The organism is Vibrio neptunius (assembly GCA_019339365.1).
Taxonomy (GTDB): Bacteria; Pseudomonadota; Gammaproteobacteria; order Enterobacterales; family Vibrionaceae; genus Vibrio; species Vibrio neptunius.
Map to the genome: position 1 here is coordinate 11,809 of CP079860.1, position 17,426 is coordinate 29,234.

Genomic DNA, 17,426 nt, shown 5'->3' on the forward strand with positions numbered 1-17,426 from the left:
TGTGCTCAATTCGATGTTCTTAACATACACCACTGCTATAGATTGAGCATACGCAACATAGTGAACTATGTAAATTCTAGTCTGTTCTATGCATGCATACCAACCAGTTGAATATTGCTACCTAAACGAGAGGCTTCAACATCTATTCTTAACGGCATTTGCTCTTTAAGTTCACTAACATGAGATATCAAACCAATCATGCGCCCTGTTTGTTGCAATTCGATCAGCGTTTGAATGGCTAAATCCAGCGACTCTGGGTCCAAGCTGCCAAACCCTTCATCAATAAACAAGGTATCCAACCGAATGCCACCACTGTATGATTGAACGACATCCGATAAGCCAAGTGCTAAAGACAGAGCGGCCATAAAAGACTCGCCCCCGGATAAGGTGGCAACATCTCGATTCTTGCCGGTGTAGCTGTCTTCTACCATTAGGTCCAATCCACGCCCTGCCACTCCCTTGAAGCCTTCGGTTTTGCGCGCAAGAATGTAACGCCCCTTGCTCATCAAACTGAGCCTCTGGGACGCTTGGATAAGAACATCGTCCAGCAATACGCCAAGAACGAAGCGATGCAAGCTTATCCGACTCCCCGTTTTACCACTGGCGACGTCATACAGGGTTCCATACACCCTATACTCAGCTTCTAATTCAGCGTTCTTTTCGTGCAGTAAGGCAATATCACGACGAACTTTCTCAAATCGTTCAAACTTCGAGCGAGTAGTATCTAGCGCATTTCTCGCTTCAACATACTCTTGGCTGCTAAGTTCAACAAGTTTGCCCAGTTCAACTAAATCAGGAAGTTGCTGATCTTTGAGCGTGTGTTTTAAGTCTGCTAACGTCTGGTTTAATTTGACTTCGGTTTGCGCATAAGCTTCCACCGCTGCTTTCCAACGCTCTAATTGTTCATCGGTCGCTTTGCTGCGGAGGTAGTCTTGCTCATCAGAAAACTGTGCTTTTCAATCAAGACATGCCATTGCGTTTCCGCTTTATCTAAGTCGCGCTTTGCTTGCGCTAAAAGCTGTGTGTTGCTCTGTCTTTGTCCTTCAAGCTCGGCATGGTGTTTGACCAGTCGTTTTTGCTGCTCATTGGCTTGCTCTAGGCGCGTTTGTAACGTATCAATTGAGGCTTTGGTTTGCTTATACTCATCGTCGACAGATTCCACTGATTGATATTGCTCGCCAATAGACTGTATTAGTGCCTCGAAACGCTGTTGGAGCGCCTGAGTTGTAGCGTCATGGGCAGACATCTCCTCTCTCAGGCGATGAATTTCATTGTCACCTTTTTCACAGCGTTGGTTGAGCGTTGCCACCTCCAACTCCATCTGCTCAAGGTTAATGGATGCCAATACCGCTAACTTAGCCTTCCACTCAGAGTGCTGGTTCTGCACAAGTTCTAAAGAAAGGTCTCCATGCTCCCCCAGCTCTTCCTGAAACGCTTGAATTTGAGTTTTTGACGAGAGATCAGCACGTTCTGTTGTTCAACAAGGCGAGCTTGCTCATTGAGAGAGTTCAGGGACTGACGCTCTTGGTTACGATAAAACTCCACTTGCTCTTTAGTCACTTCTTGGCCATCAAAAGAAGCAGGTGTTGGGTGCTCAGCACTGCCACACACCGGGCAAGGCAGACCTTGTTGGAGCTTACGAGCCAGAACCGCTGCCTGAGCATTATGCCAGCGCATTTCATAGTCATCCGCTTGCTTGCTATGGGCTTGCCAATCGACCTTCAACTGTTGTACACCAGCTTGAATGGGCTGCAGACCTTGCTCTAAAGTAACCAGTTCCTTGGACAACAGCTTTAGTTTCTTGAGATCGTCAGTAAGACGCTGTAATCGCGCAAGTTCTGACTCTACCGTCGCTTTACCTGCAATGGCTAGCTTGGCATTATCGAGTTCTTGCTGAGCTTTAGATGCTTCTTGCAATAGCTTTTCTTTATGCGCCTGATATTTGATTAAGGTCGCATTGTATTCTTGTTTCTTGGTGGCAGAATCCTTGAGGCTTTTATCCAACTCCAACTTTTCGTGTAACTTAGTTTTGATGCCTTCCAACTGGTAAAGCTTATCTGTCAATGTCGGAATTGATTGGGCTTGCAGCGTCAACGTATCTAACTGCTGTTGGTGCTCTTTTATCGCAACATTCGAAAGTTGCAACGCTTTCTCAAGAGAGCTGTCTTTTTCATTCAGGTCATGGACCTGCTTTGAAAGTGAAGTCCAGTTGGTATAAGGCACGTCTAGCTTGGAAGCTTGCTGAGCGATCGCCAATTTTTGTTGAATTTGCGCGTTGCTATCGCGTTTCTCGCTATGCTCTAACAGCGCTTTATCTGCGCTTTGCAGCTTGTCAAATTCACCTTGTAATTGGTGAGCTTTCTGTTGTGCCTCTTTGCTTTTATTTAACTTTTCAAGGGCAACCTTCTCACTTAAACTCACCTCTTCCAGCCGCTTAGCGACAACGTCAAGTTGCTCGTTTAACTCTTGTTCTGTGCTGGCCTCAGCCACTTGCAGCGCACCGCGGATCTGGTTATCAAACTCATCTTTTGATTTGCTGATCGCACTCGCTTTGTCCTTAAGTGCAAACTCGATTTTCTTGTAGATGTCCGTCTGGAACAATTGACCGAAGATCGCTTCTCGATCTTTGGAGCTTGCTAGTAAGAGTTCACGAAACTTACCCTGTGGTAAGACCATCACCTGACGAAACTGAGTTTCATTCAGACCAATCAGTTCTGCAACCTCAACCTTCACCTGCGCTGTCTTGCTGGTGATAAGTTTCTGATCATTGGTAATCTCATACAAAGAGGCGGTATGTTTGCGTGTTGTCGTACCTTCGCCTCGAGCTTTAGGTGCCAATTGATCGGGTGATCTCGTGACTCTATAGCGCTTATCCTTAAGTGCGAACTCGAACACCACTTCGGTCGGTAACTCAAGCGCCGCCATATCGCAGCGCATCTGCGTTCCTTCTCTTTCATTACCTGTTGTTTGACCGTACAAAGCAAAACAGATGGCATCTAAAATGGACGTCTTACCTGAACCTGTTGGGCCGTTAATCAAAAACAGCGGATTGGAACCAAGCAATGTAAAGTCGATGGTTTCAGTGTTAGCAAAAGGGCCAAATGCCTGCATTGTTAGTGATAATGGTTTCATCGCTTGCCCTTACTGCTTTGCCAAGTGTTTGATAATGTCGATTATCGCCTGATTTTGAGCTTCGGTGAGCTCACTATTTTGCGCTTCTAGAAAAAAATCTTTGAACATATCCACTTCACTACGAGCAAGCTTTGCCTGAGCCATTTCTTGTTCAACACCCACTAACATGCCTGGCTTTTCGATATGCAGCACATTGGGGTAAACCGCGCGAAGCTTTTCCATCGGATTGAGAATGGCGTGTTTATCTAACAACCGGACCAACAAATAATCGTGATGATTCGGATCCGTTTTGCCACTGGCGATCACTTGGTCTAATTCCCCTTCGATGATTCGCATTTGGTGAGGGGCAGTGAGATCAATGTGAGTGGCTGAAACAAAGCCTTGTTTATTGAGCTCAACCAGCGTCATTCCTTTTTTCTGGTGCTGTTCCGAAAAGCTGTATTTCATCAATGAGCCCGAGTAACGAATGTAGTCTTCACCCTTTTTTGCGGCTGGTGCAGATGGCCTAGAGCCACATAGTCAAAGTCGACAAAATGTTCATGGCTGACTCTGTCTGAGCCGCCAATTGATAAAGGACGTTCGGAGTCTGACTCGATCGCGCCATCAACAAAGCAGTGGCTGATCAAGACATTCTTTTGACCGGGTTTGAACTGAGATTTAATCTCTTCAATCAGCAGTCGATGAGCGTCATCGTGCGTTGATACGGGCTGGCCAAAGTGGTGGCGAACTAATTCAGGGTCGTTGTAAGGCATGCCATAAAACGCCACTTCGCCTTCGTCCGTACTCAAGACAACAGGTTCCACCATCTCTGCAAAATTCGAGATAATGTGTAAACCTGCCCCTTTCATTTGTGAGGAACCAAAACCTAATCGCTGGGCGCCATCATGATTACCGGGTATTAGAATGACGGGTAGCTCAAGTTCGTTGCACACCTGACGGACAAATTCGTTCATCAATTCAATCGCAGCCGTTGGTGGAACCGAGCGGTCATAGATATCACCGGCAATCACCAGAGCGTCAACAGCATTAAATTGTAGGTATTCGATCAATTGAGCCAACACAGCTTTTTGATCGTCCAGAAGAGAAACACTATGGAATTGGCGCCCGAGGTGCCAGTCAGAGGTGTGAAGAAACTTCATTTAAGCCCTGCTTTATTCTTATCGTTTAAGGCAGGATAATACCATTCTGAACCGTCTGCTATCCAGAATGGTATTGCATTTAACTAACTTGGCGCATGCTCTTTACAGAACTTGATCGCTTCATCAAGCAACTCAAGCGCTGATTTGTCACATTCAGGCAAGGCGGCATCACTGCGCCCCAAAGGCGTTACGCGGTCACCCCATTTGATATGGCCCGCTCCCCACGTCAGTCCAGCACCAAATGCGGCCAGTAGTAAGTTATCGCCAGGTTTAACGAATCCTTCCTCCATGGCTTCACATAACGCCAGAGGTACCGTAGCCGCAGACGTATTGCCATATTTGTGGATGTTCACAAACGCTTTTTCCTGACTAATACCAGACAAATCACACAGTGTTTGAATGATGCGAATGTTGGCCTGATGCGGGATCACGACGTCGACATCTTGGGTAGATAGCTTGCTACGCGCAAGTACGTTTTGAGCTGCTGAGCCCATGCCTTTAACCGCGCGTTTAAAGATTTCTTTTCCTACGAAGTTGAATTCCCAATAGCCGCTATCTGCGGCAAAGCGGTCCATTGAAGTACCAAATTTTGGTACAGAGAGAATGTCTCGCCCCTTTGAATCACAACCTAATTGAGCTTGCTGCAACCCAACGGGTTTATCGGTTTTGCTTAGCACGACAGCGCCGGCACCATCACCAAACAACACAGCAGTATCACGCATGGTCCAATCGATATAGAAAGACAGACGCTCTGCACCTATGACCAGAGCATTATTATAGTTACCCGCCTGAATCATACGTGTCGCCGTCTCTAAGCTATAGATAAAACCCGTACACGCCGCATTGAGATCAAACGCCGTTGTTCCAATCATACCAAGGTTCTGAGATACCTTTGATGCAATGTTAGGAATAAGAGAGTCTGGAGAACAGGTCGCGACGATAAGCAAATCAATATCATTCGCCTCAAGACCAGCACATGCTAGCGCATGTTTGGCGGCTACCGTCGACATATCAGACGTATTAACGTGGCTGATGCGACGATTTTCAATACCAGTACGCGTACGAATCCACTCGTCTGAAGTGTCAAGGAATGTACTTAAATCATCGTTGGAGAGCGTGGTTGGCGGCACGCATTTACCCCAACCTGTTATTTCTGCGTAGAATGTTGTCATTCGAAGCCTTTTATTCTTATTTGAGCTAGCGTCTCATTCAATCTGTTCAGTAAGACGGATAGAACTCTTGGGTAAATACTATTTTCAGAGTATAACTAGCGATTATCTGTGGTGTCATCTAATTGCTAAAATAGACGTCACACTTGCGTAGAAAAACACAAACAAGAGAAAAGTCATGTCTACATTCAACACACGCTGCCCTTCTTGCTCTGGCGTAAATCGTGTTCCCAATGAACGAGTATCTGAAAGCCCGAAATGCGGTAAATGCCAATCGGATTTACTCGACGGTGCGCCGATTGAAGGAACCGAACTCAACTTTGATGCTATTTTGAACAGCAGCCAACCGGTTGTCGTCGACTTTTGGGCACCATGGTGTAACCCATGTGTCGGTTTCGCGCCTGTATTTTCTGACGTCGCCAAAGAGCGAGCCAATAACGTTCGATTTGTAAAAATAGATACAGAAAGCCAGCAAAACCTCGCAGCTAAGTATCAAATTAGAAGCATTCCTACTGTCATGGTGTTCAAAGATGGCAAAAGAGTCGATATTATCAATGGCGCCTTACCTAAAGGACAATTTGATCAGTGGCTTAATGACGCTTTAACTAAGTAAAAGAAACAAAACTTTCCGCTTAAAAAGGCCGCCAGTCGATACGACTAGCGGCCTTTTTTCTATCTACAACTAAAACTCGTATCGAAAAATGATTTTTATCGACACGACTAAAATTATTCGTTTTACCCAATATCAAAATAGCTCCATAGTCGCGCCGAAATACGTTCCATTTAATACACTAACTCAAGAGGCTACGACGTTGGAAAACATTCTTGCTCCTGCACCAAAAGCTCGCATCTCAGTACCTGTTATCGCGCTGGCTCTTTATGCGGTAGCATCAGGCTATTTAATGAGCTTGATCCCATTGATGCTACCGGAATACGGGCTACACAGCTCGTTGGCCAGTTGGTTAGCCAGTGTTTTCTATGCCGGTCTTTTAGTGGGTGCGATTGCGATTGAACCGTTAGTCACTCGATTAGGTCACAAGAGCGCTTTTGTTCTTTGTTTAAGTGTTTTCATCACGACCATTTTCGCGTTGCCGGTATTTACCAACTCAGTGGCATGGATGTGTGCACGCTTTTTGGCCGGTATCTCTGTCGCTGGCGTATTCGTTATTGTCGAGTCATGGTTGCTGCATGGCGACGAAGCGGCCAGAGCAAAACGTCTTGGCCTGTATATGGCGGCATTGTACGGTGGCAGTGCGATTGGCCAATTAGGCATTGGGATATTGGGGGTTAACGGTGGCGTGCCTTTTATTGCTATCTTGACTCTTCTGATTCTCGCTATCGTGGTATTGCTATTTGGAGAAACCGATCAGCCACAATCTGCGCATACGACCAATCTTTCGTTTAAGCAGATCACCAGATTAAGCCATGCTGCCATTGTTGGCTGCATGGTTTCTGGCCTGATTCTTGGCGCGATTTACGGATTAATGCCATTGGAACTCGCGCAGCAAGGTATTGATCATGATGACTTGGGCGGATTGATGGCTCTTATCATTCTTGGTGGCATGGCCGTTCAGCCAGTTGTACCATGGATGTCAAAGTACTTTGGTCGCACTTTATTGATGGCGTTTTTCTGCCTAGTTGGTAGCGCGGCGATTAGCCTAATTATGCTGGACGATAACATTCGCGTTTTAGCGCTTAGTCTATTTCTGCTTGGCGTTGCTGCTTTTGCTTTGTACCCCATCGCAATCAATCTAGGCTGCGATAAGTTGGACTCCCAATACATTGTTTCAGCAACACAAGTCATGCTGTTCAGCTATAGCTTGGGATCGGTTTTCGGCCCAATCATTGCGGGTTGGTACATGTCTGGTGATCATGGATTGATGGGCTACCTGTTCGCGATACTGCTTACAACTTGCCTAACTATGCTCGTTGCTAGCATCAAGACAAAACACCAAGCTATCGCTGGTGAATAAATCAATCACTTCTTTTCCTCTTATGCCGGTTAGATGCCCCCTAGCCGGCTTTTCGCGTACTGCTCTGCGCTCGTGAACCAAATGGCGAATCGCATGTTACGGAACTGTTCGACAGCATCGCCACGGCTTCTAATGTGTTTGTCACCCACAAAGCGAAGGAAACCTTCCGTGTTGTAGAGTGACTGAATAAAATCTGCATCTCCTTCATTACGCAAGCGCAATTTCAAACCACGAGTGTCAAGATTCTCCATATCAGTTACTTACGTATTACTCAGGTAAATGGTGAGCTTACCACCTACACTTAACGTAGAAAGTGATTGAGGTTTAGAAGCTCAATTGTTGTTTCACGGAGGCCAATTATGCGCTGTTTGATTCTCATTTTACTGCTTATTCAGAGTATTGGGCTTGCGTGGAGTTACCCCGCTTACTCACCCAAATGGGCTCATAGAAGCGTCATTTACTTCGCACCGACCAATGACGAACATGTGAAGCAGTTTTTACTTGAGACCCTAATCAATGAATGCGAACTTTCCGACCGAGACGTTATCACTTTAGTCGTCACTCAAGATGGGTTTACCATTCCCTCTTGGGTCAAGAACGAGTTTAACTTACTCAGTATGTTTAGAGTTTATGATGTTGAACCAGGTACACATACCGCAATATTGATTGGAAAAGACGGTTCAGAAAAGTTGCGTTGGGGCAAAGCAACAGATTGGGAAAACATTAAACAAACCATTGATCGTATGCCAATGCGTCAGCGCGAAATAAAGCAGAGGCCAAGCCCCTGCTCTGCATAATTAAATGAAAAACAAACACCAGTCGCCCACTTTTTTTCACTGGGTTCACTCGCCCAACTTCAAACTCAAGTTGACAGGTCAGCACCATTGTTTTTTCACGTTACCCACTGATAGCCGTTGTGGCTCGCTTTCGTAGACATCTCAAAAGGTTAACGTTCCAATGCGAGGGCGTTAATTCATAATAATGTAATATGCTGATGTTAATTTTCTACTCAAAAATTACCCCTCTGATAGGAATTTAGTCTTTGATTATTAAAAAGCAAAAGCGATTTATTTAAATGAAACCACTCTAATAACCATATTTAAAATGCAGGTATACAACTATTTAAAACACTTGTTTAATTCATGGACTAATAAAAAATTAAAAAATAATATTTCTATCACTTAAAGGTTTTCTTATAAACAAATGCAACTACCGAGACCTTTATTTTCAAAGCCTGCCATTTATTTAACGTTTACTAATTTATATATTACTAAAATCAATGAGAACAAACATTGCTCAGAAAATTACATTTAATGTGATCTATAGCGCATTCTAATTAATTACATTGCTATAGATTTATCCAAAAAATAAAAGGAGATAATTAAACAAACGACTAAAGGTTGATATTTTCAAACAACACAGCTTGCTAGAAATATAAAACTCTCCCCTTCAGTTACTTATAAAGGCTTTTAATGTCAGGGTTGAGTACAAATAAAAATAAGGTATTAGAATGAAAAAAATAAAACAGCCACTTCTGTTATCAACACTTTGCTTGAGCTTGATCACGGCCGGTGTTCACGCTTCTACATCCTATCAGGCACTGTCTCCAAATTCTGCTGAACAGCAAATCGGCCAGATCAGTTATGACACCATTCTGGGTGAGAATGGTGCCTTTATCGATTTAGAGACTGATGAGTTCGTTTTAAATCAAAAAGAGTGGTTCCAGATTCAAACCTATGTTGAAGGTGCTTTGTCATTGCCAATTACAGAGGCGAGCATGAAATCAGCATTTGATATCGCTGACGATGTACCGTTTTCAAACTTCAAAGCCCTGGTGGAGCAATACGGCAAAGTCCACGCAGAAGCGTTTTACTGGAAACAGGACCTTTACCCAGACATTGTCGATTTAGCTTTGTCTCTATCCAATTATAACGATATTCAGAAGTACATGATTAACCCTCTGAGCGATCAACTGACTGTCATCCTCAACAAGTCTTTTTCTCCTCTACCCGCAGATGTTCAGGCAGTTGAGCAAGCACGCCAGCTTTCTATTGCGTATTTAAACGCTTTAAAAAACTTCTCAGTTAATAATCAACAGAAGGTGCAAAAAGCCAGTGAAGACTTGCTGACGTTCGCTACCAAAATTGAAGAGCAGAAGTTGCAATTAGATGTATTAAAAAGCACTCACAGTGGTTATTTGGAAGATGATGGCAGCGAACTACAACAACGAGTGAATGACCTCAACAATCGTATCGACCAACTCAATAAAGATTACTCTCACTATGTGACTGTTGCCGCAACAGCCGTGACTTACGCTTGGTTCCCTGCTGTCGCTATTCCTATCATGGGTGTTTATGGTGACAAAGCAGAGAAGGCAAGAAAACTCCGTAACCAGCTTCAGGATGAAGCAAAGGTACTTGAGGCCCAGCTGTCTACCACTCAAAAGGTCTATAACTCTTACACTCGTTCAACAGAAAGCATCAAGATCATTTCAAGCAAAATCGAAAATGCGATCCCTTATGTGAACAAGCTAAAGCTTCACTGGCAGAAGATGAATAACGACTTCGATTCGTTAATCGTCGCGCTTGAAGCCGCGGAGTCAAATGCTGAAATTCTGCAATCTAATGCGGTTCTGGCCGCAGCTGGAGCAATGGCAAACACCGCAGTTGCAGAACAAAACTGGAACACTATCAGCGAAAAAGCGAAAACATTCGCTAACAACGCGTACATTCAAAAAGCCGAATAGTCCTATTCCGGTATAAACCCATAACGGGATTCAGTCCCTAAACCCCTTCCCCACCCTCGCTTATGCGCTGGGTGCGGGAAAGCCTACCCAAAATCTTTATTGGGTAGCACCTCATAAGGAAATAAAAATGAAAAAATCCTTACACTTGCTGTGACCACAGCAATATCAAATGGGGTTATGGCCTCAGATTGGCTCGACATTAATAACCTACCTGCAAACACACAATACCCAGCGTGGCTTGATAGCCCGTACTCAAAAACAGACTCAGTCACTCGTTCAACATCTGATCTGTATATCAATCTTAAGCAATGGATAACACAGCAAAACCTGTATCAAACTAAACCAACCCAACTCTTTATTTTTGCTGACACAATCGACGTGACCGACAACTTCAACCTGGTGATGAACAACCAGAGCATTGTTATCTTTGCACGTAAGATTGTTGGTAATGGCACCCCTACTTTCGTCCTTGGCCAACAAGGCGCGGCGGCTTCCATTACGGTAATCGCAGAGGAAATGGAAACGCCGTTTAATGTACTCGCTTTCACCCCAGAGGGAGGCGTTACTGCCGACACAATTGGAACCAGCGAGAATACGGGCACTTCCATCATTCTCTCTGGCGAGCATTACATCAAACAACAGCTAACCGATGATCTTGCCGCCAACTTTCAGCTAGCAAAATCGCAATTTTCTGACATTGTAAACCGTTCATTCGACATGGCTCTCAGCCTATATGACGAACAGCCGCAGACCAGTCTAGCCTTACTGAACTGGGTTGAACGCAGCATGCGCAATGCAGGCGCGACAGTGTCCGATGACCCATTACTGACGGATCTCTACTTGCAAACTGTTGCGTTCAAACAGTTTACCGATTTGAGTAGTCGGTCGGATAACTTCGTACCTTATCTTGACCGCTCGCTGTATCAGGAAAAATACAGAGCGTATCTCAATGCCATGATTGCTTTTGAACAAAAGCGAGATATTGTGACAAGCCGAAATACTCAGGTCGAAGATAAAATTGAAAACGCTCAGCTTGCTCTGGGCAATATCGAAGACGTCCTGCAATCTCAGAATGCTGTTGTCGAGCAGTCAGAGCAGAATATCTCCAAGCTGATTGATAGTGTCTCTGAGGTGGAAAGTCAGTATAAAACTCAGGAGCTTACAGCACTCAGTGCTCGTAGTAACTACCTGTATGGTGTTGAGGTATGGAAAACTCAACAGCAGCTTAACGCGGCGTTAGCGATATTCAAAGCAATCGCAGAAATTGGTAGTGCAGTGAGCGGTGTCTTCACGGGAAACTTATCAGGGATTAACGATGTGACGGAGCAGCTGGCTAAAACTCCCGAAGCCCTTGATAAAGCGAAAAATCTGGTAACTAACGTTAAAAATGTAACAGGGATTATCGACAATATAACCAAAACCGTCGCCGGGATTGCTTCCTTGACCAACGAAGTAAAGTCGACAATTAGGATGCAACGTATCTCAGAGAAAATGGATTCTTTCGATTTCGCGGTGCCATCTTTGAGTGAAAGTAACTTAGCTTGGGATCTTATGATCGCAGAGGTTAGGAGCAATCTACGATACGCGGATTCTCTTGGCATTAGAGGGGCACGCGTATATCTACTTGAGTTAGAAAAGCAAGTCTTACTAGGAAAAGCAATCAATGCTTCTCAGCTAAACCTAGTACAAGAGCAAGCGAAACTGGTCGATCTCCTGTTAACACGCAAAGTGACCATTAACCAGAAAGAGCGCCTGAATCATCTGATTGCAAATGCAAACCAAGATAGTGACGCACTGAAAAAAGTAGAACAGGAATTATCTCGCGTTTCATTGCACTTTAAACGTCCTATGTATGTAGCGCTTTCAAATTACGTTGCAGCCTACGAATATTGGGCACTGAAAAAAAGCGATATCAAACCCAGCCTGAGCAAGTCCTATCTAGATTATCAATTTGATTTAGCGGCGATTGAAAACGAGTATGTCAATGCACTAAATCGTTTCCAACCTGCGCCACAGGACTTCAACATCGATAACTTTGTCATTGACGATACGAAACAAATTGAAGCTCTAGCTAAGACGGGAGAGTTTAACTTCAACATCCCACTTGAACAATCACAGTTTTGTGCGTTTGATCGAGTCAGACTCGACAAGATCCGCGTCTTCTTTGAGGGTGAGAATCTTCCTTATGGGAAGCAGTTCAATCTGACGATTTCAAATGGTGGCAACTATTACGATAGATTTGGACAAGAGGAATTCAAGTTTAGTGCTAATCCAATAACAAGAGCATTCTACTACCGTCTCGATGATGCGTTAAGCAACCAGGTCAGTATCATCACAGACGGGGCTTTGTCGAATAAATTCGCTTATGCCTACTTTGAGCCAACTCCCTTTACGAGCTGGAACGTAGCTCTCAATAACTTTGATCACAATAACGCAGACAGCAATCAGTACCTTCATTCTGTCAAACGTTTAAGAATTGAGTTTTCTGGCAGCGGCATACCAAACGGAAGAGGTTGTTCAAACTGAGGAGAATAGAGGCAATCATTAAAAAATCACTATCTGAAATGATTTTTCGATACGCAGATACAAAAAAACCAGCCAGAGCTGGTTACTGTATTCTCGTAGAGAATGGAGGCGCGTCCCGGAGTCGAACCGAGGTCCACGGATTTGCAATCCGCTGCATAGCCACTCTGCCAACGCGCCTCATTTTTTAGATGGTGCCCCGGGCCGGACTTGAACCGGCACAGCGCGAACGCCGAGGGATTTTAAATCCCTTGTGTCTACCAATTCCACCACCAGGGCAACGCAATCATGCGATGGTAACACCATCTCTCATCGGACTTCGCCGTGAGAACGAGGCGTACTTTAACGGATTGAGATTTAAGGTCAATAGAAATTTTGTCTTTTTTATTCAACCGGTTAAAATCCAAACTCCGCGGTACAATTGGCGATCATTTTGCACAAAAGATGCCCGTCATATTTGTTTTTTAAAACGCACTAAAAATAACATCAAGTGTTCAGAACTTGCTAAACCATGCTGATAATGGGACACCACGCGGCAAAGTTACCAAAGCGACTCACATCGAAATGGCAACAGGTCAGTAAACACTACCTATTTTGTGTCCAGTAGATAACGAAGTTTTTGCGAGGTAGGCTTCGAGTAAAAGGGGCGAAAAATAAAGTAAAGCAATCGCCAATGATGAACTCGTGATTAAACCTTTATGCAGTATGTATTTTTACCTTAAAAAATTAAGGCGTTGATTAAACAAGAGAATGAGATATTGATTAGAAATGTTACAAGAATAGAAGAAAAAGAATGGAGGCGCGTCCCGGAGTCGAACCGAGGTCCACGGATTTGCAATCCGCTGCATAGCCACTCTGCCAACGCGCCTTTTCTTTTAACGCTTTAGTTACCCACCGCTGCGTTCGATGCACACTTTACGGATTGAGCAATGAGAGTCAAATAAAAATACCTAATTGCGGATTGATTGCTGATATTTAAATCAAATGGTTGATTAATTGATCTAACTGCAACGTTTGGTGTCACTCAACTCTAGTCGAAGCCCAATATTACTCTTTGTGCCTTTGGCAATTTACTGACAATCAGCGCATAAGAACGTTCGCAAAGATCCTGAATCAAGCCATCTTCAGCGTCACCAGGATAATACACGGTCACCCAATGCTTTTTATTAGTGTGATACCCAGGGGTGATGTCTGCGAATTGGGATGTCAGAACTTCACCATCTGCGGGCTTTACTTTCACTGTGACGTATTCACGCCCTTCCCTCATCGACAGAATAGCAAACATTTTGTCTCGCACTTTATAGACGCGCGCTTCAGGGCCAAAAGGATAACTAGACTCTACGCTCATAAAGGTGTCTAGATAATCAGAAAGCTGTTTGTTGTCCATTGTCGTTTACCCACATAAAAAGGAGCGCTAACGCCCCTCAGTTAATCACTTAGCAACAAGTGCTTCTGATTCAAATTCAATACCTTGCCAGCCAAACTTAATAAAGTTGCGGATATTGGCGTGATCTTCTCCATCTGGGTTCTGAAGCACGTCTTCACGATAAAAACGACCAAAGCACGCTAATGTGTCCTGTTCAGACAGTAGATTCAACTGAGCGAACGCGAATATCTTGCACGAACCATTATTCTGGTTAGCTGCATTGTTTGTTTCTCCATTGATGAATGCCGTTGGGATAAACTCATAATTCGCGTCTATTGCAGCCATGGTTTGCTCAAACTCTACCTCAGTTGGATTGTGGTTCAACTGCTCTATAAATTCACCTAGTTTCATTTTTTACTCCCGTTCAAACAGAGTAAGTCTATGATATTGCTCTTCAATACAAAAGGTGCTTTTGAGTAAAATCTCTATGATGGCGCTCATTATTAAACTCAAGCAACATCATGCTAGGAATCGTTCATGGTCAACACACAACAGTATTTCATTGAGTCAGACAATTCAACGACTATCAAAGTGGTAGGAAACAGTTAATCGACTGGCGCTGCAGCGGTAGCCATCGTCGAGTTAAGAAATAAAAGGCCGACGTCCTGTGAGTCGGCCAATTGCCTATGATCAATACTTGAATTGTGACACTGCTTCATTGAGCTGCTCAGCTTGAGAAGATAAACCTTGCAACACATGGTCCACATCACTGACCTGACTAGACACAGCAGAAGATGCGTCCGCAATTGAGGTAATACTGCCACTGATTTCGTCGGTTACCGCTTTTTGCTCCTCGGTTGCAGCAGCGATTTGTATGTTCATCTCATTCAGGTCATTAAGCATAGTGACTATCTGCTCAAGCATACCTGCATTTTGCTCACACGTATCCACCCCTTGCAACACCGTTCCATTGGCATTTTCAATACTGTTTGAAACTTCATTGGTTTCACGCTGTAACGCTTCGATTTTTTCACGAATTTCTTCCGTTGATGACTGAGTTCGACCAGCAAGAGAACGAACTTCATCTGCCACAACCGCAAACCCACGTCCCTGTTCACCCGCACGCGCCGCCTCAATAGCGGCATTGAGCGCCAATAGGTTTGTTTGCTCGGCAATTCCTTGAATCACATCGAGAACCTCCGCAATCGAGTTACTTTCGTTGTGCAAACGCCCAATCGCCTCAACAGCGGTTTTCATCTCTTCATTGAGACGAGAAATCTCGTTGCCGAGATCACGGCCTACTCCGACGCCCTCACTGCCTTTATCATTGGCATTCTTCACAAACTCAGCAGCTCGGCTGGCAAACTGAGCCACTTCAGAGATAGAGGCACTCATTTGATTAACAGCGGTAGCGACAGACTCAGTTCTTCGGTTCTGGTCTTGGACAGCATCACGAGCACTGTTCATATTGCCGGTCATACTGTGCGTATTGTGGTTCAGATTCTCGGTTGCTTCAGCGAATTTTCGTATAATATCCTGCAAATGAGAAAACAGAGAATTGAGCGAAACAGACAAATCTGTCATTTCATCTTTGCCCTCGACCGTTAACCTTTCGGTCAGATCATTTTCTCTACTTATTCGTTGAATTTTCTCACTTGCCACACGGATTGGTTTTGCAATACTGTTGCCAAGAAAGTACGAAACACAGACAGCAGCAATTACGCCGACAATAATACTGGTTAACACAGTAACAATCTTCGTCTGGACCAGTGCGTCAAGGTCAGCGAAAGCTTCCGCTTTATCTATCTCTGTCACAATTGCCCATTGCAAGCCCGCAGCATCTAAAGGTGAATAGGCTGACAACACTTCTATACCGCGGTAATCCCGAATCACCTCAGAACCACTTTGCCCGCGAAGCGCCGCTTTTACACTTGCCGTATTAACGCTCTGTCGACCAATCGCTGAAGATTTGCCTTGTATCTGTTCCATAACACCTTGCGGTACACCTAATGCTTTAAGCTCTTCAAAATAAAGTTCGGGTTCTTCAAGCAGAAAACGGGATTCACTGCGTAGCAAGTTATCTGGACCAACGAGATAGGTTTCGCCAGAGTTGCCCAATCCCGCATAACGCCAGTTTTCACCAAAAGTCATAATGCTATTTATCTCATCTACAGGCATCTGAAAGATGAGAACACCAATGGTTTGGTTATCAATCTTTATCGGTGTGGAGATAAATGAAGCAGCAGCCTCATAGGAAGGGAAATAAGGGGCGAAATCTTCAAGATGGTACTGAGTTGCACTTTTACCTAGCGCATTTTTAAACGCGTTAGCAATACCACTACCTGCATAAGGACCAGAGTTCAAGTTTGTCGCATAATCCAGTTCTTTGAAAACCGAATAAACGACGTTTCCATTTGTGTCGACGAGAAAAATATCATAATAGCCAAACTCTTCCAGAAATCCTTTGATGCTTGGATGATATTTGCTGTGCACTTGGTCGTATTCAGTCCCTAGCGAATCAACCATCATCTTGTGTTTCTCGCCAAGTGGATTGGGGTTAACCCCAATATAACGCGCCTGTAGAGCCTTGGCTCTGGGAGACAGCATATTGAGCTTTTGTAACGCATTCGCTGAGTCACCACCGTTAACCGTTCGATAATTCATTCCAAAACTGGAGGTGTAATAATTCGAAAGTGTCGACAGATCAGTAGCGCTGACCGAATCGACGGGATAACGCTCAAACGTATCTTTGAACGCGATCATCGCATCTCTCACACCAATAGAATGAGCGGTGGTCAATAACTGTCCCCTAATAAGCTGAAAGTAATTCTCTATCTCACTTCTCTTGTTTTCTCGAATGGAAGTCAATTGACTTGTAGCGCGCTGATAGAGCGCTTGCTCCGACAAATCAGATGCCTTCCACCCAACAAAAGTTCCTGTCGAGATAATAGCGATACTGCACAATAGGGTTGAAGCCAAAACTATTTTAGTGGCAATCTTCATAACCAAACCTCTTCGCAGAGAGTCCTTCTCCGCTTCTGTTTATTCAGAAGAATTTTGCCAACAGACGTACGATTTATATGCACTTAGTGATGTAATTGTAATCATAAATAAATAAACTTTCGATTTATATCACAAAAAATTTGCAATCATGGCGGCAACCTGAAAAGGTCGGCTCACTAACCAAATGAAAACAAATATGAATAATCTAAATATTTCCCCTGTTTAGCGTTAGAAAAATCCAGTATGACCTGTCATTTCACATAGTCTGATTAGAACAGACAGTAATTGATAATTGATAATTGATTCAATCAGTTGTCAGGTATCCACTTCGAACAGAGATAAATTTGGACAACAAAACTGCGCACTCTCGGCCAA

9 protein-coding genes, 3 tRNA genes and 3 pseudogenes are annotated in these 17,426 nt (G+C 44.1%); 5 read left to right on the forward strand and 10 right to left on the reverse strand.

Annotated elements, in window-relative coordinates; genetic code table 11:
• Nucleotides 1-86 precede the first annotated feature (86 nt).
• The 3 genes and pseudogenes from KW548_16615 to KW548_16625 all read right to left on the reverse strand — a co-directional run bounded on the left by KW548_16615 (nucleotide 87) and on the right by KW548_16625 (nucleotide 5,443).
• Nucleotides 87-3,132 (reverse strand): annotated as a pseudogene (locus KW548_16615) (SMC family ATPase).
• Nucleotides 3,133-3,141: 9 nt separating this feature from the next.
• Nucleotides 3,142-4,271: pseudogene (locus KW548_16620) on the reverse strand (exonuclease SbcCD subunit D).
• Between the two features lie 83 nt (nucleotides 4,272-4,354).
• Nucleotides 4,355-5,443 (reverse strand): ketoacyl-ACP synthase III, encoded by a 1,089-nt coding sequence (locus tag KW548_16625; GenBank protein ID QXX08766.1) that lies wholly within the window; start codon nucleotides 5,441-5,443, stop codon nucleotides 4,355-4,357.
• Nucleotides 5,444-5,618: 175 nt separating this feature from the next.
• Between KW548_16625 and trxC the strand changes: the two genes are divergently transcribed.
• Both trxC and KW548_16635 read left to right on the forward strand, forming a co-directional pair.
• The gene (gene trxC / locus KW548_16630) at nucleotides 5,619-6,053 is read left to right on the forward strand and encodes a thioredoxin TrxC (GenBank protein ID QXX08767.1); all 435 of its coding nucleotides are present in this window, start codon (nucleotides 5,619-5,621) and stop codon (nucleotides 6,051-6,053) included.
• 199 nt (nucleotides 6,054-6,252) lie between these two features.
• A complete protein-coding gene (locus KW548_16635; protein ID QXX09441.1) occupies nucleotides 6,253-7,413 on the forward strand; it encodes an MFS transporter in 1,161 nt (386 codons plus the stop codon).
• 95 nt (nucleotides 7,414-7,508) lie between these two features.
• Here the strand turns inward: KW548_16635 and KW548_16640 are convergent.
• Nucleotides 7,509-7,664, reverse strand: a pseudogene (locus KW548_16640) (N-acetyltransferase).
• A 108-nt stretch (nucleotides 7,665-7,772) separates the two neighbouring features.
• Between KW548_16640 and KW548_16645 the strand changes: the two are divergent.
• The 3 genes from KW548_16645 to KW548_16655 all read left to right on the forward strand — a co-directional run bounded on the left by KW548_16645 (nucleotide 7,773) and on the right by KW548_16655 (nucleotide 12,685).
• Entirely contained in the window at nucleotides 7,773-8,210 is a 438-nt protein-coding gene (locus tag KW548_16645; protein ID QXX08768.1) for a DUF4174 domain-containing protein, read from the forward strand.
• 713 nt (nucleotides 8,211-8,923) lie between these two features.
• On the forward strand, nucleotides 8,924-10,159 hold the full coding sequence (locus KW548_16650; GenBank protein ID QXX08769.1) for an alpha-xenorhabdolysin family binary toxin subunit A: 1,236 nt from the start codon (nucleotides 8,924-8,926) through the stop codon (nucleotides 10,157-10,159).
• Nucleotides 10,160-10,336: 177 nt separating this feature from the next.
• A complete protein-coding gene (locus KW548_16655; protein ID QXX08770.1) occupies nucleotides 10,337-12,685 on the forward strand; it encodes a hypothetical protein in 2,349 nt (782 codons plus the stop codon).
• Nucleotides 12,686-12,788: 103 nt separating this feature from the next.
• Here the strand turns inward: KW548_16655 and KW548_16660 are convergent.
• From KW548_16660 to KW548_16685, 6 genes are all read right to left on the reverse strand, one after another.
• Nucleotides 12,789-12,862: transfer RNA gene (locus KW548_16660), tRNA-Cys, on the reverse strand.
• Between the two features lie 12 nt (nucleotides 12,863-12,874).
• A tRNA-Leu gene (locus KW548_16665) sits at nucleotides 12,875-12,961 on the reverse strand.
• Nucleotides 12,962-13,476: 515 nt separating this feature from the next.
• Nucleotides 13,477-13,550, reverse strand: a tRNA-Cys gene (locus KW548_16670).
• Nucleotides 13,551-13,712: 162 nt separating this feature from the next.
• A complete protein-coding gene (locus KW548_16675) occupies nucleotides 13,713-14,069 on the reverse strand; it encodes an MmcQ/YjbR family DNA-binding protein (GenBank protein QXX08771.1) in 357 nt (118 codons plus the stop codon).
• Nucleotides 14,070-14,114: 45 nt separating this feature from the next.
• A complete protein-coding gene (locus tag KW548_16680) occupies nucleotides 14,115-14,459 on the reverse strand; it encodes a HopJ type III effector protein (protein ID QXX08772.1) in 345 nt (114 codons plus the stop codon).
• Between the two features lie 279 nt (nucleotides 14,460-14,738).
• Nucleotides 14,739-17,051: a methyl-accepting chemotaxis protein gene (locus KW548_16685; GenBank protein ID QXX08773.1), complete on the reverse strand. Its 2,313-nt coding sequence runs from the start codon at nucleotides 17,049-17,051 to the stop codon at nucleotides 14,739-14,741.
• Between the last annotated feature and the right edge of the window lie 375 nt (nucleotides 17,052-17,426).